Source organism: Streptomyces sp. DH41, assembly GCF_029813785.1.
In the GTDB taxonomy this organism is placed as follows: Bacteria; Actinomycetota; Actinomycetes; order Streptomycetales; family Streptomycetaceae; genus Streptomyces.
This window is the reverse complement of record NZ_JARVKY010000002.1, coordinates 417,795-441,495: the sequence shown is the minus strand read 5'-3', so window position 1 is coordinate 441,495 and position 23,701 is coordinate 417,795. Positions and strand designations below refer to the sequence as shown.

The following is a 23,701-nucleotide window of genomic DNA, read 5'->3' as shown; positions in this document are numbered from 1 at the left end:
CGAAAGCCCTTGTCCTGCCGCGATACACGAGACTCCTCGGGGAAACCCTAGCTTCCCGATGTGGGCAAGGTCTCTGTGCGAGGGTGCTGCGCGCCACTCGGTTTCTTTGTGGAGTCCCTACGAATGGCCCAATGATTCTTTGCCCGTCGCAGACCCCTTGTCGCGAGGTTTACCGGTTAGTAACGTTCCCCGTGTCTCGAACGTACTTGGGGTAACAGCTGTCCTGTGCGGCAGCGGTCGAAAGTGGGTGGGGACCGGTGACGGTGCGCAGGCCGGTGGCGTGGGTCGTGGCGGTCGTGCTCTTCGCGGAGGCGGTCGGCGTCGCGGCGCTGAACTGGTTCCTGGGGATCGTCGTCGACCGGCAGGACATGTCCCTGGCCGGTCTCGACCCGGCCATGATGTCCGTGTCCTCGAAGATCGGCGGTGTCGTCTTCGGGCTCTACTTCGCGCTGTGCGGCCTGGTCGCCCTGCTCGTGGCCGTGCGCGGCCGCCCGCCGGCCGGCCTCGGGCGGGTCCTGCTGATCAGCGCCGCCGTGGTGCACGCGCTGCTCGGCGCCTTCACCTGGGGGCTGGTCGGCTGGCACGCCTTCCTGTTCATGGTCCTCGTCCTCGCCCTCATCGTCCTGCTGCTGATGACCTACGACGCCCGCGAGGAGCCCGCGGCCGGGCGCCCCGAGGGCGGCAAGGGCGACGACGGCTCCCCGGTCAGCCCGCCGCCGGCGCCCACAACTCCGTGATGCCCACGCCGAGTTCGCCGAGCAGCCGGCGTACGAGGGGCAGGCTGATGCCGATCACGTTCCCGTGGTCGCCCTCGATGCCGTCGATGAACGGGGCCGAGCGGCCGTCCAGCGTGAACGCGCCGGCGACGTACAGCGGCTCGCCGGAGGCCACGTAGGCCGCGATCTCCTCGTCGGTCGGCTCGCCGAAGCGGACGACGGTGGAGGCGGTGGCCGAGACATGGCGGCCCGAGGCGGTGTCCCAGACGCAGTGGCCGGTCTGGAGCGTGCCCGCCCGGCCGCGCATCGCCTTCCAGCGGGCGGTGGCCTCCTCGGCGTCCGCCGGCTTGCCGAGCGCCTGGCCGTCCAGGTCGAGCACCGAGTCGCAGCCGATCACCAGCGCCCCGTGCACCTCGGGCTTGGCGGCCACGACGGAGGCCTTGGCCTCGGCGAGGGCGAGGGCCAGCTCGGCGGGGGTGGGCGCGGTGACGGCCTCCTCGTCGACGCCGCTCACGAGCACTTCGGGCGCGAGCCCGGCCTGGCGCAGCAGGCCCAGCCGGGCCGGGGACTGGGAGGCGAGGACGAGTCGGCGACGCGGCTGCTGGTCTGTCATGCGATCAGGGTATCGGCGCCACCGGCGGCGTCAGGGACGCCGGCGCCTCACCCCGTGCCGATCACGATCATCGCGAGGACCATGGCCAGCGCCAGGAAAACGCTCAGCCGCCGCAGCATGTCCTGCGTCTCGCGCAGTTCCTTGGGCGGCTCGTTCTCGGGGTCGGACCACAGCATGCCACCAGCGTGCGGCTTCAGCGGTGCGGGGCGCCTGAGTAGCGGTACTCAAATCGGCGCCCCCGTTGTCCCACCGGGCGCGGTTCCCCGCGCCCCTGTAAGGGGGCCTGCTCAGCCTGGCCAGTACGTGCGGCCCCAGGACGCCGGGCCCGGGTGGGGCAGGTGGGCGGCCGCGACGCGGGACGGGTCGGACCACGCGTCCCTGGTGCTCGGCGCGCCGGACGGCTCGGCCTGTGCCGCCACGGCGCGGGCGCGGACCACCGCCAGGGCGGCGGCCAGCTCCTCGGGGGTCGGGTTGCCCCGTACGACCTTGATCGTCACAGCGGCTCCTTAGAGGGGGATGTTGCCGTGCTTCTTCGGAGGGAGGGATTCCCGCTTCGTACGCAGCTGGCGCAGGCCGCGGACGATGTGGCGGCGGGTGTCGGACGGCATGATCACCGCGTCGACGTAGCCGCGTTCGGCGGCCGTGTAGGGGTTGAGGAGGGCGTCCTCGTACTCCTGGATCAGGCGGGCGCGGGTGGCCTCGGCGTCGTCACCGGCCTCGGTGATGGTGCGGCGGTGCAGGATGTTGACCGCGCCCTGGGCGCCCATGACGGCGATCTGGGCGGTGGGCCAGGCCAGGTTGAGATCGGCGCCCAGGTGCTTGGAGCCCATGACGTCGTAGGCGCCGCCGAAGGCCTTGCGGGTGATGACCGTGATCAGCGGGACGGTGGCCTCGGCGTAGGCGAAGATCAGCTTGGCGCCGCGGCGGATGATGCCGTCGTGCTCCTGGTCGACGCCGGGCAGGAAGCCGGGGACGTCCACGAAGGTCAGGACGGGCACGTTGAAGGCGTCGCAGGTGCGCACGAAGCGCGCCGCCTTCTCGGAGGCGGTGATGTCCAGACAGCCGGCGAACTGCATCGGCTGGTTGGCCACGATGCCGACCGGGCGGCCCTCGACGCGGCCGAAGCCGGTGAGGATGTTCGGCGCGAACAGCGGCTGCGTCTCGAAGAACTCGGCGTCGTCCAGGACGTGCTCGATGACCGTGTGCATGTCGTAGGGCTGGTTCGCCGAGTCCGGGACGATCGTGTCCAGCTCGGCGTCCTCGTCGGTGACGGCGAGGTCCGCCTCCTCCGGGAAGGCGGGCGGGTCGGAGAGGTTGTTGGACGGCAGGTACGACAGCAGCTGCTTGACGTACTCGACGGCGTCCTTCTCGTCGCCGGCCATGTGGTGGGCCACGCCGGAGGTGGAGTTGTGGGTGCGCGCGCCGCCCAGCTCCTCGAAGCCGACGTCCTCGCCGGTGACCGTCTTGATGACGTCGGGGCCGGTGATGAACATGTGGCTGGTCTGGTCGACCATCACCGTGAAGTCGGTGATCGCGGGGGAGTACACCGCGCCGCCCGCGCACGGGCCGACGACCAGGCTGATCTGGGGGATGACGCCGGAGGCGTGGGTGTTGCGGCGGAAGATCTCGCCGTACGCGCCGAGTGAGGCCACGCCCTCCTGGATGCGGGCGCCGCCGGAGTCGTTGATGCCGATGACCGGGCAGCCGGTCTTCAGCGCGAAGTCCATGACCTTGACGATCTTCTGGCCGTAGACCTCGCCCAGGGCGCCGCCGAAGACGGTGAAGTCCTGCGAGAAGACGGCGACGGGGCGGCCGTCGACGGTGCCGTAGCCGGTGACGACGCCGTCGCCGTAGGGGCGGTTGGCGTCGAGGCCGAAGTTGGTGGAGCGGTGCCGGGCGAACTCGTCCAGTTCGACGAAGGAGTCCTCGTCGAGGAGGAGACCGATGCGCTCACGGGCCGTCAGCTTGCCCTTGGCGTGCTGCTTCTCGACGGCCCGTTCCGAACCGGCGTGCGTCGCTTCCTCGATACGGCGCCTGAGATCCGCGAGCTTGCCCGCGGTCGTGTGGATGTCGGGCTGCTGCTCTTCCGGCTCGGACATCGGGATGCGGCTCCCTGCCTGCTCAAAAGGGTGGGGACGGTTACTCATCCGTAGAGTAGTAGGGGCCCTTCCGATCGGCAGTGCGGTGTTTCCCACACCTACTGTGGGTTGCATGACGCCCCGAGATGCCTCTGACTCCCCCCGCGGCCGCTGGTCCGACCTGGACCGGCCGCCCCTCAACGTCACGACCCTGCGCCGGGGACTGGTGCGGGAGGGCGGACTGTGGCGGCAAGTGGATGTGGTGCAGCGCACCGGCTCCACCAACTCCGACCTCGTGGCCCGCGCCGCCGAGGGGAAGCAGGCGGAGGGGGTCGTCCTCGTCGCCGAGGAGCAGACCGCCGCGCGGGGCCGCCTGGACCGGCAGTGGACGGCACCGCCCCGCTCCGGCCTCTTCTTCTCCGTACTGCTGCGGCCCGCCGAGGTGCCCGTGCACCGCTGGGGCTGGCTGCCGCTGCTCACCGGCGTCGCGGTGGCGACCGGACTGTCCCGGGCGGCGGGTGTCGATACGGGCCTGAAGTGGCCCAACGACCTGCTCGTGACGGTCGGCGACGAGGAACGCAAGGCGGGCGGCATCCTCGCCGAGCGGGCCGGCGACGACGGGGTCGTCGTCGGAGTCGGCATCAACGTCACCCTGCGGGCCGACGAACTCCCGGTGGAGCGGGCCGGGTCGCTGGCGCTGGCCGGGGCCGTGAGCACCGACCGCGACCCGCTGCTGCGGGGGGTGCTGCGGTCGCTGGAGGAGTGGTACGGGCGGTGGCGTGCGGCCGGGGGCGACCCGGCGGCCAGCGGGTTGCAGGAGACGTACGCGGCGGGCTGCTCGACGCTCGGACGCGTGGTGCGGGCGGAGCTTCCGGGGGACCGGTCGCTCGTGGGGGAGGCGGTGGCCGTGGACGGGGACGGCAGGCTGGTGCTGGCCACGGCGGCGGGAGTGCAGGAGCCGGTGGGGGCGGGGGACATCGTCCATCTGCGACCGGCGTGAGCGCGCCCGCCCGCGCGGCCCCCTGCCGCATGACCGCCGCGTCCGCTCGTGCGGCTCTCTGCCGTATGACCGCCGCGTCCGCTCGTGCGGCTCTCTGCCGTATGACTGCCGTGCCCGCTCGTACGGCCTCCCGCCGTATGACTGCCGTGCCCGCTCGTGCGGCTCTCTGCCGTATGACCGCCGCGATCGCTCGTGCGGCCCCCTGCCGCATGACCGCCGCGTCCGCTCGTGCGGCTCCCCGCCGCATGACCGCCGCGGCTGCCCCCTGGGCTGCGGCTGGAGGCTCGTCGGGAGTGAGCTGGGGCACACCTGACGTAAAGTTGGGGCCGGTCGAACCTGACCGCGGCAGATCGGAAGGGCAGCAGGCGTGACCGTCGACGACACGGGCTCCGGCGCGGACGGGGACGGCCGGGTGGACCCCGAGCCCGGCCCGGAGTCCGTCGATTCCGGCGAGGACCCGCTCGCGCTGCGCCTCGAAGGGCTCATCCTGGGCGCCGAGCGCCGCTACACCCCCTTCCAGGCCGCCCGCAGCGCGGGCGTCTCCATGGAGCTGGCCTCCCGTTTCTGGCGGGCCATGGGCTTCGCCGACATCGGCCAGGCCAAGGCGCTCACCGAGGCGGACGTCCTCGCCCTGCGGCGGCTGGCCGGCCTGGTGGAGGCGGGGCTGCTCAGCGAGGCCATGGCCGTGCAGGTGGCCCGGTCCACCGGGCAGACCACCGCCCGGTTGGCCGAGTGGCAGATCGACTCCTTCCTGGAGGGCCTGACCGAGCCTCCGGAGCCCGGGATGACGCGCACCGAGGTGACGTATCCCATCGTCGAACTGCTCCTGCCCGAGTTGCAGGAGTTCCTCGTCTACGTCTGGCGGCGCCAGCTCGCCGCCTCGGCCGGCCGGGTCGTCCAGGCCGGGGACGACGAGGAGATGGTGGACCGGCGGCTCGCCGTCGGCTTCGCCGACCTGGTCGGCTTCACCCGGCTGACCCGCCGGATGGAGGAGGAGGAGCTCGGCGAGCTGGTCGAGGCCTTCGAGACCACCGCCGCCGACCTGGTCGCCGCACGCGGCGGACGGCTGATCAAGACCCTTGGCGACGAGGTGCTCTACGCCGCCGACGACGCCGGTACCGCGGCCGAGATCGCGCTGCGCCTCATCGAGACCATGGCGAACGACGAGACCATGCCGGAACTGCGCGTCGGCATCGCCTTCGGCACGGTGACCACCCGGATGGGCGATGTCTTCGGTACGACCGTGAACCTGGCCTCCCGGCTCACCTCGATAGCGCCCAAGGACGCCGTCCTCGTCGACAGCGCCTTCGCGGAGGAACTGATCCGTACCCGGGATGCCCCGGCCTCGGAGGCGGTGGCGGCGGAGGAGGCCGCCGCGGCGGAGAAGGAGGGCGAGCAGCCGCCGGCGTACCGCTTCGCGCTCCAGCCGATGTGGCAGCGGCCGGTGCGCGGTCTCGGCGTGGTGGAACCGTGGCTGCTCACGCGGCGGGGCGGCGGCGGGGAGTCCTAGGACCGCTCCGTCAGCCGGTCGTCGTCAGGTCGTCGTCATCGTCACGCCCCTTCCCGGGCTCACGGGCCCCGGTGCGCATGAGCACCGTACGAGCCCCGGTATGAGTCAGGTCTTTCCCCACGCGGGCCCGCCTGCGATGATCGGGCCGTCGGCTTGTTAACACGCGTTAACCGGAGGGTGCCATGAGCGAGGAGCGGTTCGGAGAGTTCGTCCTGGTGCGGCGGCACGGGGACGGGCATGTCGCGGAGCTCGCGCTCGACCGGCCGAAGGCCATGAACGCCGTCTCGACCGCGATGGCCCGGTCCGTCGGCGCGGCCTGCGCGGCGCTGGGCGAGGACCGGAGCGTACGGGTGGTGGTGCTGACCTCGACCCACGAGCGGGCGTTCTGTGTCGGGGCCGACCTGAAGGAGCGCAACTCCTTCTCCGACGCCGACCTGCTGCGCCAGCGGCCCGTGACGCGGGCGGCGTACACGGCGGTGCTGGAGCTGCCGGTGCCGACGGTCGCGGCCGTGCACGGGTTCGCGCTGGGCGGCGGGTTCGAGCTGGCGCTGTCGTGCGACGTGATCGTGGCCGACCCCACGGCGGTGGTGGGGCTGCCCGAGGTGTCCGTCGGGGTGATTCCGGGCGGCGGCGGTACGCAGCTGCTGCCGCGGCGGGTCGGGGCGGCGCGCGCCGCCGAGCTCGTGTTCACGGCGCGGCGGGTGGCGGCCGCGGAGGCGCGCGAGCTGGGACTCGTGGACCAGCTCGTGGAGGAGGGGCGGGACCGGGAGGAGGCGCTGGACCTCGCCTCCCGGATGGCCGCGAACTCGCCCGTGGGGCTGCGGGCGGCCAAGCGGGCGCTGCGGCTCGGGCACGGTCTCGACCTGCGGGCCGGCCTGGAGGTCGAGGACGCGGCGTGGCGGTCGGTGGCGTTCTCGGGGGACCGGGCGGAGGGGGTGGCGGCGTTCAACGAGAAGCGTGCGCCGCGCTGGCCGGGCGAGTGAGCCGATCCCGTGCGTGAGTGAGCCGACCCTGTGCGTGAGCGAGCCGGCCCTGTGTGAGTGAGCGATCCGTGCCCGGGCGAGCAGTCCGTGCCCGGGCGAGCGTCCGTGCGGCGCGGGGTGGGCGCCCGGCGTCGGACCGTGTGGTCGGGGACGCCCCCGTTCGCCCTGCTTGAATCACGTTTCGCCGTGAATCTCCCTAGCCTGGAGTGATGGGTGACGACAGGCGGCTCGCGGCCGTGGTGGCACTGGCGCAGGGCATGGCCGCCGCGCACAGCTCGCGTGAGGCGTGGCGGGCGGCGGCCGCCGGTGCCTGCCTGGCGCTGGGCGGCAGCTTCGCCGCGCTGTCGGTGTGGGAGCGTGAGCTGGGCCGGCTGAGGGTCCTGGTGAACGTCGGCCGGCTGGCCGAGGGCGAGGAGGAGTTCCCGGAGGACGAGTCCTACCCGGTGCACCAGTTCGCGGAGATCACCGAGTTCCTGCACGAGCGCTGGGCGGGCGGCGGTGAGCCCGACGCCTGGGTCGAGACGGCCGAGGGGCCGGCCGCCGGGCGCCCGGGGTACGTCCACCAGCGCGTCGCCGCCCTGCGCCGCCGGGGGCGCGGCTGCTGCGTGGTGGCGCCGATCGTGCTGCACGGCCGCGCCTGGGGCGAGCTGTATGTGGCCCGCCCGGTGGGGGAGCGCGTCTTCGAGCGGGCCGACGCCGACTTCGCCACCGTACTGGCCTCGGTCGTCGCCGCCGGGATCGCGCAGACCGAGCGGCTGGAGGAGGTCCGGCGTCTCGCGTTCACCGACGCGCTCACCGGGCTGGCCAACCGCCGTGCCGTCGACTCCGCACTGGACGAGGCCGTCGAGCGGCACCGCAGGGAGGACGTCGTCGTCAGTCTCGCCGTATGCGATCTGAACGGCCTCAAGCGGGTGAACGACACGCACGGGCACGCCGTCGGCGACCGGCTCCTGGAACGGTTCGGTTCGGTGCTGTCGCTGTGCGGGGCGATGCTGCCGGGGGCGCTCGCGGCGCGGCTCGGCGGGGACGAGTTCTGCCTGCTCGCGGTCGGGCCGTCCGCCGACGCGGTGGTCAAGGCGGCCGAGGAGCTGTGCCGCAGGGCGGCCGAGCTGGAGCTCGGGGACGGGGTGGCCTGCGGGGTCGCCTCCACGGAGGATCCCGTCGGGCCCGTCCGCTCCGCCCGCCGGCTGTTCCGGCTCGCCGACGCCGCCCAGTACCGCGCCAAGGCCGAGCGGTCGGCGCGGCCGGTCGTCGCCGGCCGTGAGGGGCCCGACGACCCCGTCGTACGGCTCGCGGACGAGCCCTCGCGGGAGGGGGACGGGGAGCGCAGGCGGTTCCGTGGGCGGCACTCGCCGTGACGCCGGTGCCGGTAAGGGGCGCTCCTGGCGTCCGATGGTGACGCACCCGCTCGTGACATCACCGAATTCACTGCGTACGCTCCTGAATATGGATATGCACACTGTGATGGTGGGGACGTCCGGGGTCACCGCGTCCGACGTCCTCGCCGTGGCGCGGGCCGGCGCCCGGGTCGAGCTCTCCGGCGAGGCGGTCGCCGCCCTGGCCGCGGCCCGCGAGATCGTGGACGCGCTGGCCGCGAAGCCGGAGCCCGTGTACGGCGTGAGCACCGGTTTCGGCGCCCTGGCCACCCGGCACATCAGCCCGGAGCTGCGGGCGCGGCTGCAGCGCAACATCGTCCGCTCGCACGCCGCCGGGATGGGCCCGCGCGTCGAGCGCGAGGTGGTCCGCGCGCTGATGTTCCTGCGGCTGAAGACCGTCTGCTCCGGGCGCACCGGCGTCCGCCCCGAGGTCGCGCGGACCATGGCCGACGTGCTCAACGCCGGCATCACCCCGGTCGTCCACGAGTACGGCTCCCTGGGCTGCTCCGGCGACCTCGCCCCGCTGTCGCACTGCGCGCTCACCCTCATGGGCGAGGGGGAGGCCGAGGGCCCCGACGGCACCGTACGGCCGGCCGGTGAGCTGCTCGCCGAGCACGGGATCGCCCCGGTCGAGCTGCGTGAGAAGGAGGGGCTCGCCCTCCTCAACGGCACCGACGGCATGCTCGGCATGCTGGTCATGGCCCTCGCCGACCTCGACACCCTCTACAAGTCCGCCGACATCACCGCCGCGCTGACCATGGAGGCCCTGCTCGGCACCGACCGCGTGCTCGCCCCCGAGCTGCACGCCATCCGCCCGCACCCGGGTCAGGCCGCCAGCGCCGCCAACATGGCCGCCGTACTCAAGGGCTCGGGCCTGACCGGGCACCACCAGGACGACGCCCCCCGCGTCCAGGACGCCTACTCGGTGCGCTGCGCCCCGCAGGTCGCCGGTGCCGGACGCGACACCATGGCCCACGCCGGCCTGGTCGCCGAGCGCGAGCTGGCGGCGGCGGTGGACAACCCGGTCGTCCTGCCCGACGGTCGGGTGGAGTCCAACGGCAACTTCCACGGCGCCCCGGTCGCCTACGTCCTCGACTTCCTCGCCGTCGCCGTCGCCGACCTCGGCTCCATCGCCGAGCGGCGCACCGACCGGCTGCTGGACAAGAACCGCAGCCACGGCCTGCCGCCGTTCCTTGCCGACGACGCCGGCGTCGACTCCGGTCTGATGATCGCCCAGTACACGCAGGCCGCCCTGGTCAGCGAGTTGAAGCGGCTGGCCGTACCGGCCTCCGCGGATTCGATCCCGTCCTCCGCGATGCAGGAGGACCACGTGTCGATGGGCTGGTCGGCGGCGCGCAAGCTGCGCACGGCCGTCGACAACCTCACCCGCGTGATCGCCGTCGAGCTCTACGCCGCCACGCGCGCGATCGAGCTCCGCGAGGGCCTCGCCCCCGCCCCGGCCTCGCGGGCCGTCATCGACGCCGTACGGGCGGCCGGTGTCGAGGGTCCCGGGCCGGACCGCTACCTGGCGCCCGACCTCGCCGCGGCGGACGCGTTCGTGCGCGCCGGGCACCTGGTCGCGGCGGCGGAGACGGTCACGGGGCCGCTGCGCTAGCGACCGGCGCCGACCGAGGGGCTCCGTCGGGAGGACGGGGCCCCTCGGGGCTGCTCCGAGCGGCGAACGGTCAAAAAATCCAAAAGAACGTCAAGAGCTGCTAAAAACCGACGCGTTCCCGGCGCACCGAATACCCGACGAAGCCGACTCCGAGACCGAGACAGAGGGCGCCGCCGACGACGTACGGCGTGCTGTCGAAGCTTCCGGTGTCGGCCAGGCGGGTCGTGGTCGTGCCCTCACCGGTGACCGCCGTGTCCGTGGACACGGCTCTCGCCTGCTCGGTGACCTGCGGAGAAGGGCTCGCGGAGGCGGCCTTGAGTACCGGCGTCTCGGGTGTCGCGTTCGCGGACGGGACGAACCACATGGCGCACAGCAGGCCGCCTGCGGCGGCGGCGGTCAGCAACGGACGGCGAGCGGATGACACGGAATATCGATCCCCTTGTGGCGCTGGCGAATTGGCCGTGTGGGCAGATGTTAGTGAAAGTCGCGGGTCACAGGAAAGTCACGGGAGGGGTCGGCCTTACGCTCCGAGCATGAGTACTCCAGAGACATCACGTTTTGTACGGATTCGCGTCGAGCTCGTCGTCGAGGTCGACGACGAGGAGGCCGTCACCGGGGCCGCGCTGCAGTCGCTCGCCGACGACACCGACCTCCCCGAAGCGGAACGGGCCGACGCCGAGCGCGCCGTGACGGAGGACACCGCCGAGGCGCTGGCCCATCTCGTGGACCCGTTCGACCTGGTCGGGGAGGTGCCCGGGGTCGAACTCCAGCAGGCCTCCTGGAGCAGCGAGCTGATCGACTACGACCCCGATTCGCCCGAGTGGGACCTCGACGAGGATGATGGCGGCGAGAAGGACCCGGAAGACGAGGAAATGACGGTCGGCTGACGCGGTGTGGGGAAATACCTGACCCCGGGCGGCAACCACCGCCCGGGGTTTCGTCGTCTCAAGGGGCGCACCGACCGACCCCCGCACCGCCCCCGCCTCCACGGCAAACGTGGTATGCCCCACACATGCGAGCGATGTGGAACGGGACGAACCGGTCGTAGCGTTGGAAGTTATTGACGGGGAATCTCGGGGTTTCCGGAATCGGCAACGATGGAGAAGCGTGTGATGACGGACGGTAAGCGGCGCAAGGGCCTGGTGGCCGCGTCCGCACTGCTCGGCGGTGTGCTGGTGCTCTCGGCATGTTCCAGTAGCGACGCCGACACCTCCGGGGGTGGGGACGGGAAGACCTCGCAGGCCGAGGCCGACAAGGCGGCGGCCAAGAAGGCCTCCGAGGCCCAGATCAAGATCACGCCCGGGGACAACTCGGACAACGCCTCCATCAACAACTCCGCCGGCGTCACCGTGAGCAAGGGCACGCTCACCGAGGTGAAGATGACGGCCACCGACGGCACCGAGGTCAGTGGCGAGATATCCGCCGACAAGACCAGCTGGAAGCCCAGCGGGCAGCTGGAGCGGGCCACCACCTACAAGCTGACGGCGACCGCGAAGGACTCCGAGGGCCGCGCCGCCCACGAGAACTCCTCGTTCACCACGGTCTCCCAGAAGAACAGCTTCATCGGCACCTTCACCCCGGACGACGGCAAGACCGTCGGCGTCGGCATGCCCGTGTCGATCAACTTCGACAAGGAGATCACCAACAAGGCCGCCGTCCAGAAGGGCATCACGGTCAACACGACCAGCGGCCAGGAGGTCTCCTGCCACTGGTTCAGCACCCAGCGCATGGACTGCCGCCCCGAGGACTACTGGCAGGAGAACTCGACCGTCACGCTCAAGCTGGCGCTCGACGGGGTCGAGGGAGCCGAGGGCGTCTACGGCGTCCAGCAGAAGTCGGTCAGCTTCAAGATCGGCCGCAACCAGGTCTCGTACGTCGACGCGAAGACCAAGCAGATGAAGATCACGCGGAACGGCAAGACCGTCAAGACGATCCCGATCTCCGCCGGCTCCCCCGAGAACAAGACCTACGAAGGCCAGATGGTGATCTCCGAGAAGTACAAGGAGACCCGGATGGACGGCTCGACGGTCGGCTTCACCGACGACGACGGCAAGGGCGAGTACGACATCAAGGACGTGCCCCACGCGATGCGTCTGAGCACCTCCGGCACCTTCATCCACGGCAACTACTGGAGCAAGGGCATCTTCGGCCAGGCCAACACCAGCCACGGCTGCGTGGGCCTGGCCGACACCCAGGGCGCCGACGACCCGAACACGCCGGGCGCCTGGTTCTACAACAACTCCATGATCGGTGACGTGGTCGTCGTCCAGAACACCGGCGACAAGACCATCGCCCCGGACAACGGCCTCAACGGCTGGAACATGGACTGGGCCCAGTGGAAGGCGGGTTCGGCCATCTGACGCCGAACTCCCCGTCACCCGGCAGTACTTCTGCTCGAACGCCCGCCGCCCCTCACCGGGAGGCGGGCGTTCGGCGTTTCCTCTTCCAGCTCGCACCAGACCGTCTTGCGGTCCGCGCGCTGCTCCACGCCCCAGCGCAGTGCCAGCGCGTCGAGGAGGGTGAGACCGCGTCCGGACTCGGCGGTGGCGGCGGCCGGCCCGACGAGTACGGGCAACGCACGCGGATCGGGGTCGGTGACCTCCACGCGCGTGTGGTTCGCGCCGGTGCGGGCCACACGGACGGTAACGGGTGTGCCCTCGCCGACGTGGTCGACAACGTTCGTCAGCAACTCGCTAGCGCAGAGCTGGACGTCGTAGCCGTGGTGGCGCAGGAGGTACCGCAGTTCGGGTACGGCCTTCGGCGTGGCGAGCATGCTGATCTCGACGGTCACGAGCACGCCGCCTCGCGGAGTACGGCGGTGAGGGCGCGCGCGGTGACGTTGTTGCAGTTCCCGAGCGCCACGAGCCCGGCGGGCGGCGCGTACGCCCCGGCGAACGTCGGCAGGTCCACGCGGAGGGAGGGGAGCGTGATGCCGTGCAGGGTGAGGGCGGCGCGGAGCTCCTCCACGCAGCGGGTCATGTCGTCTTCCGGACGGGAGGGCTGGGACATGAACGGGCACCTTTCCGTGTGCACTGTGTGACGAACACCTCACACTGTGACGCCGGGCGTCCTACCGTGAAAGGCATCTCGCGTCGGCAGCCCGGAGTGCGGAAGAGGCAAGGCCATGGCACAGCGCAAGGACATCGACGGCTCGACGAGCGTCCCGACCTTCTACGGCAAGGAATTGAGGTGGCAGCGGGAGCGGGCCGGGCTCTCGCTGGAGGCGCTGGTCGAGGGCAGCTTCTACGGCAAGTCGTATCTGAGCGACATCGAACACGGAGAACGGCGCATGCCGGTGGACCTGGCCCGGCACGCGGATCGAGTGCTGGGGACGGACGGATTTTTCGAACGGCGGTGTGAGGATGTGCGGAAGGCGCGGCGGGGTGGACACGCCGAGTACTTCGTCGATGTGGCGGAGATGGAGAAGCGTGCTCAGGAGATCGAGGAGTGGGATCCGACTCTGATTCCGGGGCCGCTACAACTGGCGCCGTACATCAGGGCCGTTGTCCTGGCGGCTCATCCCTCGGACTCGGAGGAGACGGTGGCCGAGAAGATCGAGGCCCGGCGATCACGCGCGTGGCTCTTCGAAGATCATCGGGCACCCGAAAGCTGGCTCGTGCTGCATGAGTCGGTTCTGCGGCAGCCGATCATCTCACCCGACGCCATGGCCGATCAGCTCGCTCATATCGCCGAGGTAGCGCGCCAGCGTCGGACGGTTCCGCAGATCCTTCCGCAGAACGCAGGGGCCCACCCCTTCATGATGGGCACGACAAGGTTCATGACCTTTGCCGATGCACCGCCGGTCATGTACACGGAGGGGATGTACAGCGGACAGTTGATCGATGACCCGAGCCTCGTGAGGCAGTATGCGAAGGCGTACGGTCGCCTCAGGGCCGCAGCGCTCCCTCCTGAACCGTCCCTCAAGCTCATTGAACAAGCAGCAGAGGACTACCGAAATGGCAAGTACCCGAATCGCTCCGCCTCGGATGACATGGCGTAAGAGCAGTTACAGCAACGGCGACGGCGGCCACTGCGTAGAGGTCGCCGACGGGATCCCCGGCCTCGTCCCCGTCCGGGACTCCAAGGCCTGCGGCGACGGCCCCGTCGTTCTCCTTACCGCCCGTGCCTGGGCGCCCTTCGTCGCGGCGCTGAGCCAGGCCACGCTCACGGCGTGAGCGTGGCCGCCGCGTCCGTCCCCCAGCTGGCCAGCAGCCGCAGGCCCTGTGCCGATGGGGAGCCCGGCTCGGCGTGGTACGTGATGAAGGCCTGTTCGTCGTCGTCGACCAGGCGGAACGTCTCGAAGGACAGCGTCAGGTCACCGACCAGCGGGTGCCGCATCCGCTTGACGCCGTAGCTCTTCTCCTTGACGTCGTGCGTGGCCCACAGCCGCCGGAACTCCTCGCTCTTCACGGAGAGTTCGCCGACCAGCGCGGACAAGCGCGGGTCGTCCGGGTGCCGGCCCGCGTCCATGCGCAGGAAACTGACCATGTCGGACGCCTTCTGGTCCCAGTCCACGAACAGGTCGCGGTAGTCCGGGTTCAGGAAGACCAGCCGCGCCCAGTTCCGCTCCTGGGCCGGCAGCCTGCCCCAGTCGCCGAAGAGGGCCGCCGCCATCCGGTTCCAGGCGAGGATCTCCGAGCGCCGGCCCGTCACGTACGCCGGGACCGTGTCGATCGACTCCAGCAGCTGGAGCAGCGCCACCCGCACCGGCTGCTGCGCCCGCGCACCCGCCGACCGCCGCCGCTGCTGCTTGGGCTTCGCCAGGTGCGTCAGGTGCGCCTGCTCGGCGTCGGACAGTCTCAGCGCGCGGGCGATCGCGTCGAGGACCTCCGCCGACACGTTCCGTCCGTTGCCCTGCTCCAGGCGTGTGTAGTACGCCACCGACACCCCGGCCAGCTGCGCCAGCTCCTCCCGGCGCAGCCCCGGCACCCGGCGGTGCCGCCCGAACGACGGCAGTCCCACGTCCTGGGGCTTCAGCCGGGCCCGCCGGGTGCGAAGGAACTCGCTCAGTTCGGCACGCCGGTCCAGCTGTCCATCCATACCCTCCAGTATCGCCGGTCGTATTCCCGGTCGTACGCCCCGGAGCCTGTCCCCGCCAGTGGTACGCACACTGGTCGTAGGCAAAGCCGTGGTCTGGGTGGATGTCCGGATCGGAGGCAGGCTGGAGGCCATACCCACACCGCTGTCACGAGAATCGACGGAGAGCCCTGCATGACCACTGTCGCCGCGTACGCCGCCCCCGCCGCCAAGGCACCGCTGGAGCGGACCACCATCGAGCGGCGTGAGGTGCGCGAGCACGACGTCCTGATCGACATCAAGTTCGCCGGCATCTGCCACTCCGACATCCACCAGGTGCAGGAAGGCTGGGGCGAGGCCATCTTCCCGATGGTCCCCGGCCACGAGATCGCCGGCATCGTCTCCGAGGTCGGCCCCGGCGTCACCAAGTACGCCGTCGGCGACCGGGTGGGCGTCGGCTGCATGGTCGACTCCTGCGGAGAGTGCGACAACTGCGCGGCCGGCCAGGAGCAGTACTGCGCCGCCGGCAACATCGGGACCTACAACGCCGTGGGCAAGGACGGCGAGCCGACCTACGGCGGCTACTCGGAGAAGATCGTCGTCGACGAGAACTTCGTCCTCGGCATCCCCGAGGGCATCGCCCTGGACGAGGCCGCGCCCCTGCTGTGCGCCGGCATCACCACGTACTCCCCGCTCAGGCACTGGAACGCCGGCCCCGGCAAGAAAGTCGCCGTCGTCGGCATGGGCGGCCTCGGCCACATGGGCGTCAAGATCGCCCACGCCATGGGCGCCGAGGTGACCGTGCTGTCGCAGTCGCTGCGCAAGAAGGACGACGGCCTGAAGCTGGGCGCCGACCACTACTACGCCACCAGCGACCCGGCCACCTTCGAGCAGCTGGCGGGCACCTTCGACCTGATCGTCTCGACGGTCTCGGCCCCGCTCGACTTCGGCGCCTACCTGGGCCTGCTGAAGACCGACGGCGCCCTGGTGAACGTCGGCGCCCCCGAGGAGCCGGTCTCCCTCAACCTGTTCACGCTGCTCGGCGGCCGCAAGACCCTCGCCGGGTCCATGATCGGCGGCATCCGGGAGACCCAGGAGATGCTGGACTTCTGCGCCGAGCACGGCATCGGCGCCGAGATCGAGCTGATCGCCGCGTCCGAGGTCAACAAGGCGTACGAGCGGGTCCTGGCCAGCGACGTGCGGTACCGCTTCGTGATCGACACAGCCACGATCTGACCGGCCGGGAAATCTTTTTTCGATTTCCTCCCCTCGGCTGTCACACGGCCGCGCCGCCCCGGGTCATACCGCCGTAGACACACACGGCGGACGCCCGGACGGGCAGGAACCAGGAAACAGGAACCTGTCCGTCCGGGCGCCAGGACCCCGGGAGCAGCCATGACGTACCCCTCGTACCCCTCGTCCCCCACCACCCCCCTCCTGGTCACCGGCGGCACGGGCACCCTGGGCGGCCACGTCGTCCCGCTGCTGCGGGCGGCCGGCCACGAGGTACGGGTCCTCACCCGGCGCCCCCGCCCCGACGAGGACGGCGTCACGTACGTCACCGGCGACCTCCTCACCGGCGAGGGCGTCGAGGCCGCCGTCGACGGTGTGCACACCGTCCTGCACCTGGCGGGCGGCCCGAAGGGCGACGACCGGGCGACCCGCACCCTCGTCCGCGCGGCGTCCGGCGCGGACGTACGGCACCTCGTGTACATCTCGGTCGTGGGCGCGGACAGCGTGCCGCTGGCCTGGCTGCGCACCAAGCTGGACTCGGAGCGCGCGATCGCCGACTCCGGCATCCCGTGGACAGTCCTGCGTGCGGCCCAGTTCCACGAGCTGACCCTGACGATGATCGAGAAGATGACGAAGCTGCCCGTCCTCCCCGTCCCGGGCGGACTGCGCCTCCAGCCGGTCGACTCCCGCGAGGTCGCCGCCCGCCTGGCCGAGCTGGCCCTCGCGGCCCCCGCCGGCCGGGTCCCCGACATGACCGGCCCCGAGGTCCACGACCTGGCCGCCCTGGCCCGCCCGTACCTCGCCCTGCACGCCCGGCGCCGGCGCCCCCACCTGCCGGTCCGCATCCCCGGCAAGGCGGGCCGCGCCTACCGCGCGGGGGCGAACCTCACGCTTCAGGGGGCGCGGACGGGCCGGCGGACGTGGGAGGAGTTCCTGACGGAGCGGGCCGGGCGCGGGACGGTGACGGCTGCCGCGCGCCGTGCGTGAGCCCGCGGTTCAGCGGCGCCGCAGGGCCGGGTCCAGCAGCGCGGGCGGGGTGTCGAACTTCTCGTGCGCGGCCAGGTCGGTCCCGGGAGCGACGATCTCGTCGATCGCGTCGAGGACATCGGCGCTGAGCACGGTGTCGGCGGCGGCGAGCTGCGAGTGCAGATGGGCCGGCGTGCGGGGACCGATGAGCGCGCTGGTCACGCCGGGGTGCGCGGTCACGAAGCCGAGCGCCAGCTGGATCATGGTCAGGCCGGCCCCGTCGGCGACCTCGGCCAACCGCTCGACGGCGTCGAGCCTGGCCCGGTTGGCGGGCAGGGAGGTGTCGAAGCGCTCCGGCATGAACGCCGAGCGGTGGGTGGCGATCTCCCGGCCCGCGCGGACCGCCCCGGACAGCCAGCCCGAGGCGAGCGGGCTCCACGCCAGCACACCGAGCCCGTACCGCTCGGTCACGGGCAGTACGTCCCTCTCGATGCCCCGCTGCAGGATCGAGTAGCTGGGCTGCTCGGTGACGTAACGGCCCAGGCGCTGCTGCCGAGCGGCCCACTGGGCCTCCACGATGCGGTACGCGGGGAAGGTCGAGGAGCCGAAGTAGCGGATCTTTCCGGCCCGTTGCAGGTCGGTCAGCGCCGCGAGCGTCTCCTCGTCGCTGGTGGCCGGGTCCCACCGGTGGATCTGGTACAGGTCGACGTGGTCGACACCGAGGCGGCGCAGGCTGTTGTCCAGCTCGGTGACCAGCCAGCGGCGCGAGGCGCCCCGGTGGTTGCGCTCGTCGTCCATGGGCATGCCCGCCTTGGTGGCCAGCACGATGTCGTCGCGGCGGCCGGCGATGGCCTTGCCGACCATCTCCTCCGACTCGCCGGTGCCGTACATGTCGGCCGTGTCGATGAGGTTGACCCCGGCCTCCAGGGCCGCGTCGACGATGGCGGTGGCATCGTCCTGGGTGGTGCGTCCGATGCTGCCGAAGTTCATGGCGCCGAGTGCCAGGGAGCTGACCTGTACGCCGGTGCGGCCCAGGGTGCGGTACTGCATGACGGTGTTCCTCCGATGTGGTGGAAGAGGGACGGATAGGGGCGGATACGGCGGCAGGCGTGACAAGGGCATGCCAAAGAAGGGGGATTGGTGGCGGGCTCCGTGCTCTGGCATCATGAACAAGTGGAACCCTGTCCCGCTTGACGATACGGAACGGTGTCCCGTTTAGTAAACCCGGGTGGCGGAGGAAACGACGTGGTGCAGGAGCAGGACGGCGACGAGGGCACGGCGCACGCGGCCCGGCCCAAGCGGGCGGACGCCCGGCGCAACCAGGAGACCCTGCTGGACGCGGCCGCCGCGGTCTTCGTCACGTCCGGCGTGGAAGCGCCGGTACGGGACATCGCGGCCCGGGCCGGCGTCGGAACCGCCACGATCTACCGCCACTTCCCGACGCGGGCGGACCTCATCATCGGCGTCTACCGGCACCAGGTGGAGTCCTGCGCCGAGGCCGGCCCCGCGCTCCTGGCGAGCAGCCCCACCCCGTACGCCGCACTGGGCGGGTGGATCGACCTCTTCGTCGACTTCCTGGTCACCAAGCACGGACTCGCCGCCGTCCTGCAGTCCGACAACGCCGGCTTCGAGACGCTGCACGCGTACTTCCTCGACCGCCTCGTGCCCGTGTGTGCCCAGCTCCTCGACGCCGCGACCGCCTCCGGCGAGATCCGGTCCGATCTGTCCGCCCTCGAACTCATGCGCGGCGTCGGCAACCTCTGCATCGGCGCGGAGAGCGACCCCCGCTACGACGCGCGCCGCCTGGTCGAGCTCCTCGTCGCGGGGTTGCGCCGCCAGGACTGACCGGGCGGGCCGACGCCTCAGGGCTGTCAGTGGTGGCAACTAGATTCCGGGTATGAAGAGTTGGATCGACAGTCGGCTCGGGGGCGCGTATCCGGGCCATGAGGTGAGCCTCGTCTTCGTCCGAGGGCTGACCGCCGACGCCGTCGCCCAAGGGCTCGGCGGGTTGCGGCGTCAGGTGCTGGAGACGGGGGTGGCGGGCGAGTGGACCTGGGCGATGCACGACTCCTTCGCCCCGGAGGCCAACGACTACGACACCGCGGACTACCGGCCGCTGTGCGAGGGCGGCGGCGAGGCGGTGGTGTTCATGGTGGAGCCGTGCAGCGCCAAGACCCACTCGCCCGACTTCACGTACTACCGGGACGGCCGGTGCGTACTGCACTTCAGCTTCGAGGATGTGGGCCAGCGGGTGGGGGACAACCCCGACCACCTGTCCGCCGAGCTGCTGGAAGCCGGCCTGATAGGCCCCGACGCGTACTGCGAGCTGGAGGACGAGGACGACGGACACGACTGCTTCGAACATCTCGACGGCCGGGACGACCGCCTGGTGTCGGCGATAGCGTCCGCCTTCGGCCTGCCGTCGCCGCCGCTGGCCGAAGAGGTGGCGGCGGGATGAACCGGCTGCCTCCACACACGTTCGCCACGTTCTGCCGGGGCATGGACACCGGCCTGCTCCCCCGTTCCAGTTCGCCTACCACCGCGGCGGCTTCGAGCAGTCGTAGTTCAACCTGGGCGCCCGCAGGGAGTCGCGCCGGGGAGGCGCGATGCCGGACCTTCTGCTCCCGGAGCTCCTGGCGGCGGGCGTGGTGGGCAGGGAGACACCGGAGCCGGGCTTCAACGAGGACGGCGCGGTGACGATGGAGCTTCTCGCCCGCCACTTCGGCCTGCCCACGCCGCTGTCGCAGGAGCGGCGCGGGACAGAGGACCGGTAGTCGGATGCCGCCAGGAGTGCCACCGTGCGGAGATATCACAACGGCGTGGCGCACGGCCGTAGGACCATGAGCGAGCCTTCCAGGGTCGCCGCCATGGCGAAGGGGAACCGGTCGACCTCGAGGCAGAGCGCGACGTCATCGGGGTGGACTCCTTGGCGCACCCCCTCGGCCAACTCGGCGGCGGCGCGCGACTCGGCGGCGCGGCGGAGGAACTCGGCGGCGTCCGTCCCGGCCCCGGCCGCTCTCCGGGCGATGTACTGAGCGCACGCCAGATCCTCGTCGGCCCGCCCGTCGTCGCCGGTGACCACGAACGTGACGCTGTCGCACTCGCGGGTCCGCAGGACCCGAGCCGTTGCCTCCGCCACCACGAAGCCGGCGCACAGCACCAGCGACGCCTCCTTGACCGCGAGGGCGCCGACCGTGCCCGCCGTGGTCTTCTGCACCACGGTCCGTCCGCCCAGATCGGCGGACCGCAGCAGCCCCGGCGAGTTGACCAGGTCGAAGCCGGGCACGGGCGGACCGTCCTTGAGCGCCACCCAGTCAGGGCGGGAAGCCTTGAGCGCCAGGGCCTCGTCCAGCGACTCGGCAAGAACGATCTTCTCCGCCCCTCGGGCGAAGGCCCAGGCGGCCACGGTGAATGCACGCATGACATCGACCACGACCGCCACGGACGGGGCTTCGACCAGGTCAGTGATGCCAAGAAAACGAGTTTCCATCTCCATGCGGCGCTCCGTCATGTCATCCGCCCAGGTGGGCGAGGAATTCGTCTCCGGCCGGATAAGGGCGTTCCGCGGGCAGCAGCCGTGCGGCGGAGTCCAGTTCACCGGCACTGACCAGGGCATGGATCTCGTGTGCGAGTGGGGTCACGTCGCTGATGGCGACCGTCCACTCATCCGCGTAGCGACGCGCGGCCTCGCCGGAGAGGCCGAGCTGCAGGGATCGGTAGGGCAAGGGGCGCAGGCGCAGGTCCCGCTCCGGATCCCACTGCACACGAGTGGGCGCACGCTTCAACTCACGCTGCCAGGTGGCCCGGTCGGGGTGCGTCCCTCGGACGTAGCTCGACAGACACGCCCGGCGCAACGCCCACTCGAACCCGTCGCGGCTGATCTCGACCGCGAGAACGGTCTCCTGCCCGGCCTTCGCTCCCCAGCCGCAGCGGTACATCATCCACAGGAACGACGGCTTGATCCACGTCATCCTGTCCCGTTTCCAGGCGGCGGGGAAGCGGCCCTCCCGGGCGGCGGGCACCCCGATGCCCGGGGAGTACGCCTGGTAGACGGTGACTGTGGATTGCGCATAGGCCGCGCGGATCCCGCGTTGTGGTGCTTCCATGACGTACAGCGTGGGGCCGGCCGGTTCGGGACACCACCGGTTTTGGGCACCACCGGGAGCCGCTCGCCGCTCGCCGCTTGCCGAGACGGAGGGAGAGGGGGCACCTCTCACCGGTGCCGGAAGCCGACCGGACGGGGCGGGAGTGTCGTTGCCGCGGGCCGATGCCTACAGCGCGTCGAACGGGGGGCGTACTCCCATCGCCACTCAGTGATCATCGAGAGGTGAGTCCGACTGCGGCGTGGGCCTGGTCGAGGATGCGGCCGATCTCGGATGCGGCCTGTCGCGCATGGGCGACGTCGCCCGACTCGGCGCTGTCCTCCCAGTGGCGGAAGGCCGCTGCCAGGGCGGGCTGACGCTGGATGTGCACGTAGACGGCCCACTGGGCGATGAACCGTTGCAGGGGCGCCAGATCCGGGCCCTGCCGGGACTGGTCCGCCGCCTGGTCCAGCTCACGCGTGAACGCCGTCAGCGCGGCCGGCGCGATCTGCCTGATGGCTTGACGCAGAGCGGCGACCGTGGCCGGGGGCTGGGCGGTTGCCCGGCAGCGGTGGTGGTCATTGCCACTCCCATGGGCGCGATTCTGGTCCCGAACCTCAGGGGTATCCGGCGTGAGGATTGCCCCACCGCTCGAACGGGTGAGGCAGAACCGACACGCCCGTCCCACCCTCCGGCAGGACGGGCCCGGAATCGTTCGGACCCCTCGCGCGTTGACGTGAGCGGGCACGAGACGCCGGCGGTGTGCGCGCCGAGCAGCCCGAATGACCTGGCTGAGAGATATTGGAGGGCCGCGATGGCTGCGCAGACGCAGAGGGCCGTGCTTGCGGGCGGATGCTTCTGGGGGATGGAGGAGCTGGTCCGCCGGCTCCCGGGCGTTACGGGGACCCGGGTCGGTTACACCGGGGGAGACGTGCCGAACGCGACGTACCGCGACCACGGCACGCACGCCGAGGCCATCGAGATCCTCTTCGACCCCGAGAAGACCGATTTCCGCGCGCTCCTGGAGTTCTTCTTCCAGATCCACGACCCGAGCACCAAGAACCGCCAGGGCAACGACATCGGCCTCAGCTACCGCTCGGCGATCTACTACGTGGACGACGAGCAGAAGCGGACCGCCGAGGAGACGATCGCGGACGTGGACGCCTCGGGACTGTGGCCGGGCAAGGTCGTCACCGAGGTGGAGCCGGTCGGACCCTTCTGGGAGGCCGAGCCCGAGCACCAGGACTACCTGCAGCGCTACCCGGACGGCTACACCTGCCACTTCCCGCGCCCGGGATGGCGGCTGCCCGCCCGCACCGAGAGCTGACCGGCAGGCGGCCCGGTCGGAAGTCCCGCCGGGCCGTCCGTCGCGGGGATGTCAGTGCGGCAGCGTCGCCGGGCTGCCGCCGTTCGCCTCGTAGCCCGCCACCGCCATGGCGCGGTAGACGGCGAACTCGGCCGCCGGGTCGGGGGACATGGTCCAGGGCAGGGCCCCGACGTGACCGTCGATGAGTATCAGCTGGTTCATGGCCTCGGCCCAGCGCTCACCCCCGACCAGGAAGAAGACCAGCAGGTGACGGACGTGCGCCTGCATCGGGTCGTCGGGGCGGGCGGAGTGGACCGCGTGCAGGGCGCCGTGGACCGCCTTGGTGACGACCTCGCTCTGGTGGAAGCCCCGGACCAGGTTGACCTCGGGCAGGTGCTCGAAGACGGCGAACAGCGGCATCGCCGCGAGCAGGGAGCCCTGGGGGGCGCGGGCCGCCGCCGCCTCCGCGAAGGCGTACGCCAGGTCGCGGGAGCCGTGCCACTTCTCGCACCAGTACTGCAGAGCGGCCAGGTGGGCGCCCATGTGGTTCGGAGCGCGGTCCAGGATCTTCAGCCAGAGCTGCTCGAAGTCCTCGCGCGAGTAGCCGAGCCCGCGCGCGACCGAGAGCTCGACGATGTACGGGATCGGGTCGCCGGGGGCGAGCAGGGCCGCCGCTCCGCACGCCGCCTTCGCCTCCTCCATGATGATCCGGAAGTCGTCCGTGCCCGGCGTCGCCGTCCGCCACGCCTGCTGCACCAGGAACTCCGCGTGCACGGCCGCGCCGCCCGCGTCCTTGGGGGCCTCGGCCCGCCACACCCGCAGCCACTGCCCGCCCGGCGTCTCCCCGACACCGCCGGGCCGCTCCCGCAGCTCCAGCGACGCGGCACCCGCGAAGGCCTGCACACGCTGCCAGCGCCGCTCACCCCGCGCCTCCGTGCCGGCGAGGAGCTGCTGGGCCCCCCGGTAGTCCTGCGTACGCTGCACCAGGTCCAGGACGTCCAGCAGGTCCTGGTCGGGGCCGGGCATGCGGATGTCCAGCTCCTCCTCGCGGGCGAAGCCGTAGTTGGCGGGGTCCGCCGCGTCCGGGTGGCCGGCGGGTACCAGACCGACCGCGCTGCGCCGGCGCCGCAGAACGGGGAGCAGCACGAAGCCCAGCATGACCAGCGCTATCAGGACCCAGAGAATCTCCATGTCTCAAGCGAACCAG

The 23,701-nt window shown here is 71.4% G+C and carries 28 protein-coding genes and 1 pseudogene; 16 read left to right on the top strand and 13 right to left on the bottom strand.

All coding sequences use genetic code 11. From position 1 onward, the window contains the following. Positions 1 to 257 precede the first annotated feature (257 nt). The gene (locus QC283_RS05230; protein WP_279560151.1) at positions 258 to 737 is read left to right on the top strand and encodes a hypothetical protein; all 480 of its coding nucleotides are present in this window, start codon (positions 258 to 260) and stop codon (positions 735 to 737) included. Here the strand turns inward: QC283_RS05230 and QC283_RS05225 are convergent. The 4 genes from QC283_RS05225 to QC283_RS05210 all read right to left on the bottom strand — a co-directional run bounded on the left by QC283_RS05225 (position 706) and on the right by QC283_RS05210 (position 3,428). Beyond that, entirely contained in the window at positions 706 to 1,329 is a 624-nt protein-coding gene (locus tag QC283_RS05225) for a Maf family protein (RefSeq protein ID WP_279560150.1), read from the bottom strand. The genes QC283_RS05230 and QC283_RS05225 overlap by 32 nt on opposite strands. Before the next feature lie 47 nt (positions 1,330 to 1,376). Further along, complete coding sequence (mmpB, locus tag QC283_RS05220) at positions 1,377 to 1,505, bottom strand: morphogenic membrane protein MmpB (protein ID WP_279560149.1); 129 nt, start codon at positions 1,503 to 1,505, stop codon at positions 1,377 to 1,379. A 111-nt stretch (positions 1,506 to 1,616) separates the two neighbouring features. After that, on the bottom strand, positions 1,617 to 1,826 hold the full coding sequence (locus QC283_RS05215) for an acyl-CoA carboxylase epsilon subunit (RefSeq protein WP_279560148.1): 210 nt from the start codon (positions 1,824 to 1,826) through the stop codon (positions 1,617 to 1,619). A gap of 9 nt (positions 1,827 to 1,835) precedes the next feature. Continuing rightward, a complete protein-coding gene (locus QC283_RS05210; RefSeq protein ID WP_279560147.1) occupies positions 1,836 to 3,428 on the bottom strand; it encodes an acyl-CoA carboxylase subunit beta in 1,593 nt (530 codons plus the stop codon). Between the two features lie 112 nt (positions 3,429 to 3,540). Between QC283_RS05210 and QC283_RS05205 the strand changes: the two genes are divergently transcribed. From QC283_RS05205 to hutH, 5 genes are all read left to right on the top strand, one after another. Continuing rightward, a complete protein-coding gene (locus QC283_RS05205) occupies positions 3,541 to 4,407 on the top strand; it encodes a biotin--[acetyl-CoA-carboxylase] ligase (RefSeq protein WP_279560146.1) in 867 nt (288 codons plus the stop codon). A 367-nt stretch (positions 4,408 to 4,774) separates the two neighbouring features. Next, positions 4,775 to 5,917, top strand: a complete 1,143-nt coding sequence (locus QC283_RS05200; RefSeq protein WP_279560145.1) for an adenylate/guanylate cyclase domain-containing protein — start codon at positions 4,775 to 4,777, stop codon at positions 5,915 to 5,917. Between the two features lie 182 nt (positions 5,918 to 6,099). Then, positions 6,100 to 6,900 carry an enoyl-CoA hydratase/isomerase family protein gene (locus tag QC283_RS05195; RefSeq protein WP_279560144.1) on the top strand — a complete coding sequence of 267 codons (801 nt, stop codon included), beginning with the start codon at positions 6,100 to 6,102 and terminating at the stop codon, positions 6,898 to 6,900. A gap of 209 nt (positions 6,901 to 7,109) precedes the next feature. Beyond that, on the top strand, positions 7,110 to 8,258 hold the full coding sequence (locus QC283_RS05190) for a GGDEF domain-containing protein (RefSeq protein ID WP_279560143.1): 1,149 nt from the start codon (positions 7,110 to 7,112) through the stop codon (positions 8,256 to 8,258). Between the two features lie 94 nt (positions 8,259 to 8,352). Continuing rightward, the gene (hutH, locus tag QC283_RS05185; RefSeq protein ID WP_279560394.1) at positions 8,353 to 9,891 is read left to right on the top strand and encodes a histidine ammonia-lyase; all 1,539 of its coding nucleotides are present in this window, start codon (positions 8,353 to 8,355) and stop codon (positions 9,889 to 9,891) included. Between the two features lie 100 nt (positions 9,892 to 9,991). On the opposite strand, the gene QC283_RS05180 is transcribed toward hutH, so the two are convergent. Continuing rightward, the gene (locus tag QC283_RS05180) at positions 9,992 to 10,315 is read right to left on the bottom strand and encodes a hypothetical protein (RefSeq protein WP_279560142.1); all 324 of its coding nucleotides are present in this window, start codon (positions 10,313 to 10,315) and stop codon (positions 9,992 to 9,994) included. Positions 10,316 to 10,424: 109 nt separating this feature from the next. On the opposite strand from QC283_RS05180, the gene QC283_RS05175 reads away from it, so the two are divergent. Together QC283_RS05175 and QC283_RS05170 are read left to right on the top strand one after the other, a co-directional pair. Next, on the top strand, positions 10,425 to 10,778 hold the full coding sequence (locus QC283_RS05175; protein ID WP_279560141.1) for a hypothetical protein: 354 nt from the start codon (positions 10,425 to 10,427) through the stop codon (positions 10,776 to 10,778). A 225-nt stretch (positions 10,779 to 11,003) separates the two neighbouring features. After that, the gene (locus QC283_RS05170) at positions 11,004 to 12,251 is read left to right on the top strand and encodes a L,D-transpeptidase (RefSeq protein ID WP_279560140.1); all 1,248 of its coding nucleotides are present in this window, start codon (positions 11,004 to 11,006) and stop codon (positions 12,249 to 12,251) included. A 14-nt stretch (positions 12,252 to 12,265) separates the two neighbouring features. On the opposite strand, the gene QC283_RS05165 is transcribed toward QC283_RS05170, so the two are convergent. Both QC283_RS05165 and QC283_RS05160 read right to left on the bottom strand, forming a co-directional pair. Then, positions 12,266 to 12,688 carry an ATP-binding protein gene (locus QC283_RS05165; RefSeq protein ID WP_383526033.1) on the bottom strand — a complete coding sequence of 141 codons (423 nt, stop codon included), beginning with the start codon at positions 12,686 to 12,688 and terminating at the stop codon, positions 12,266 to 12,268. Next, positions 12,679 to 12,900, bottom strand: a complete 222-nt coding sequence (locus QC283_RS05160; protein ID WP_279560138.1) for a hypothetical protein — start codon at positions 12,898 to 12,900, stop codon at positions 12,679 to 12,681. Before QC283_RS05160 ends, QC283_RS05165 begins: the two co-directional genes overlap by 10 nt. Positions 12,901 to 13,015: 115 nt before the next feature. Here QC283_RS05160 and QC283_RS05155 point away from each other — a divergent pair, with 115 nt between their 5' ends. Then, positions 13,016 to 13,891 carry a helix-turn-helix domain-containing protein gene (locus QC283_RS05155; protein ID WP_279560137.1) on the top strand — a complete coding sequence of 292 codons (876 nt, stop codon included), beginning with the start codon at positions 13,016 to 13,018 and terminating at the stop codon, positions 13,889 to 13,891. Continuing rightward, positions 13,878 to 14,066 (top strand): DUF397 domain-containing protein, encoded by a 189-nt coding sequence (locus QC283_RS05150; RefSeq protein ID WP_279560136.1) that lies wholly within the window; start codon positions 13,878 to 13,880, stop codon positions 14,064 to 14,066. Before QC283_RS05155 ends, QC283_RS05150 begins: the two co-directional genes overlap by 14 nt. Here QC283_RS05150 and QC283_RS05145 read toward each other — a convergent pair. After that, on the bottom strand, positions 14,056 to 14,931 hold the full coding sequence (locus QC283_RS05145) for a helix-turn-helix domain-containing protein (protein ID WP_279560135.1): 876 nt from the start codon (positions 14,929 to 14,931) through the stop codon (positions 14,056 to 14,058). The two genes, QC283_RS05150 and QC283_RS05145, sit on opposite strands and share 11 nt — an antisense overlap. Positions 14,932 to 15,102: 171 nt before the next feature. On the opposite strand from QC283_RS05145, the gene QC283_RS05140 reads away from it, so the two are divergent. After that, positions 15,103 to 16,143 (top strand): NAD(P)-dependent alcohol dehydrogenase, encoded by a 1,041-nt coding sequence (locus QC283_RS05140; protein WP_279560134.1) that lies wholly within the window; start codon positions 15,103 to 15,105, stop codon positions 16,141 to 16,143. A 159-nt stretch (positions 16,144 to 16,302) separates the two neighbouring features. After that, the gene (locus QC283_RS05135) at positions 16,303 to 17,127 is read left to right on the top strand and encodes an SDR family oxidoreductase (protein WP_279560133.1); all 825 of its coding nucleotides are present in this window, start codon (positions 16,303 to 16,305) and stop codon (positions 17,125 to 17,127) included. 9 nt (positions 17,128 to 17,136) lie between these two features. Here QC283_RS05135 and QC283_RS05130 read toward each other — a convergent pair whose 3' ends face one another. Beyond that, positions 17,137 to 18,156 carry an aldo/keto reductase gene (locus tag QC283_RS05130; RefSeq protein ID WP_279560132.1) on the bottom strand — a complete coding sequence of 340 codons (1,020 nt, stop codon included), beginning with the start codon at positions 18,154 to 18,156 and terminating at the stop codon, positions 17,137 to 17,139. A 195-nt stretch (positions 18,157 to 18,351) separates the two neighbouring features. On the opposite strand from QC283_RS05130, the gene QC283_RS05125 reads away from it, so the two are divergent. From QC283_RS05125 to QC283_RS05115, 3 genes are all read left to right on the top strand, one after another. Continuing rightward, positions 18,352 to 18,951, top strand: a complete 600-nt coding sequence (locus QC283_RS05125; RefSeq protein WP_279560131.1) for a TetR/AcrR family transcriptional regulator — start codon at positions 18,352 to 18,354, stop codon at positions 18,949 to 18,951. A gap of 52 nt (positions 18,952 to 19,003) precedes the next feature. Beyond that, positions 19,004 to 19,564 carry a hypothetical protein gene (locus QC283_RS05120; RefSeq protein WP_279560130.1) on the top strand — a complete coding sequence of 187 codons (561 nt, stop codon included), beginning with the start codon at positions 19,004 to 19,006 and terminating at the stop codon, positions 19,562 to 19,564. A 148-nt stretch (positions 19,565 to 19,712) separates the two neighbouring features. Continuing rightward, positions 19,713 to 19,880 (top strand): hypothetical protein, encoded by a 168-nt coding sequence (locus QC283_RS05115; RefSeq protein WP_279560129.1) that lies wholly within the window; start codon positions 19,713 to 19,715, stop codon positions 19,878 to 19,880. Between the two features lie 35 nt (positions 19,881 to 19,915). On the opposite strand, the gene QC283_RS05110 is transcribed toward QC283_RS05115, so the two are convergent. The 3 genes and pseudogenes from QC283_RS05110 to QC283_RS05100 form a co-directional block, all read right to left on the bottom strand. Then, positions 19,916 to 20,596, bottom strand: coding sequence for a 2-phosphosulfolactate phosphatase (locus tag QC283_RS05110; RefSeq protein ID WP_279560393.1), 681 nt, complete (start codon positions 20,594 to 20,596; stop codon positions 19,916 to 19,918). A gap of 22 nt (positions 20,597 to 20,618) precedes the next feature. Then, complete coding sequence (locus tag QC283_RS05105; protein ID WP_279560128.1) at positions 20,619 to 21,212, bottom strand: DUF4291 domain-containing protein; 594 nt, start codon at positions 21,210 to 21,212, stop codon at positions 20,619 to 20,621. A gap of 211 nt (positions 21,213 to 21,423) precedes the next feature. Continuing rightward, positions 21,424 to 21,770, bottom strand: a pseudogene (locus QC283_RS05100) (hypothetical protein). A 232-nt stretch (positions 21,771 to 22,002) separates the two neighbouring features. On the opposite strand from QC283_RS05100, the gene msrA reads away from it, so the two are divergent. Continuing rightward, positions 22,003 to 22,515 carry a peptide-methionine (S)-S-oxide reductase MsrA gene (gene msrA / locus QC283_RS05095; RefSeq protein ID WP_279560127.1) on the top strand — a complete coding sequence of 171 codons (513 nt, stop codon included), beginning with the start codon at positions 22,003 to 22,005 and terminating at the stop codon, positions 22,513 to 22,515. 51 nt (positions 22,516 to 22,566) lie between these two features. Here msrA and QC283_RS05090 read toward each other — a convergent pair whose 3' ends face one another. Continuing rightward, positions 22,567 to 23,685, bottom strand: a complete 1,119-nt coding sequence (locus QC283_RS05090; protein WP_279560126.1) for a hypothetical protein — start codon at positions 23,683 to 23,685, stop codon at positions 22,567 to 22,569. Between the last annotated feature and the right edge of the window lie 16 nt (positions 23,686 to 23,701).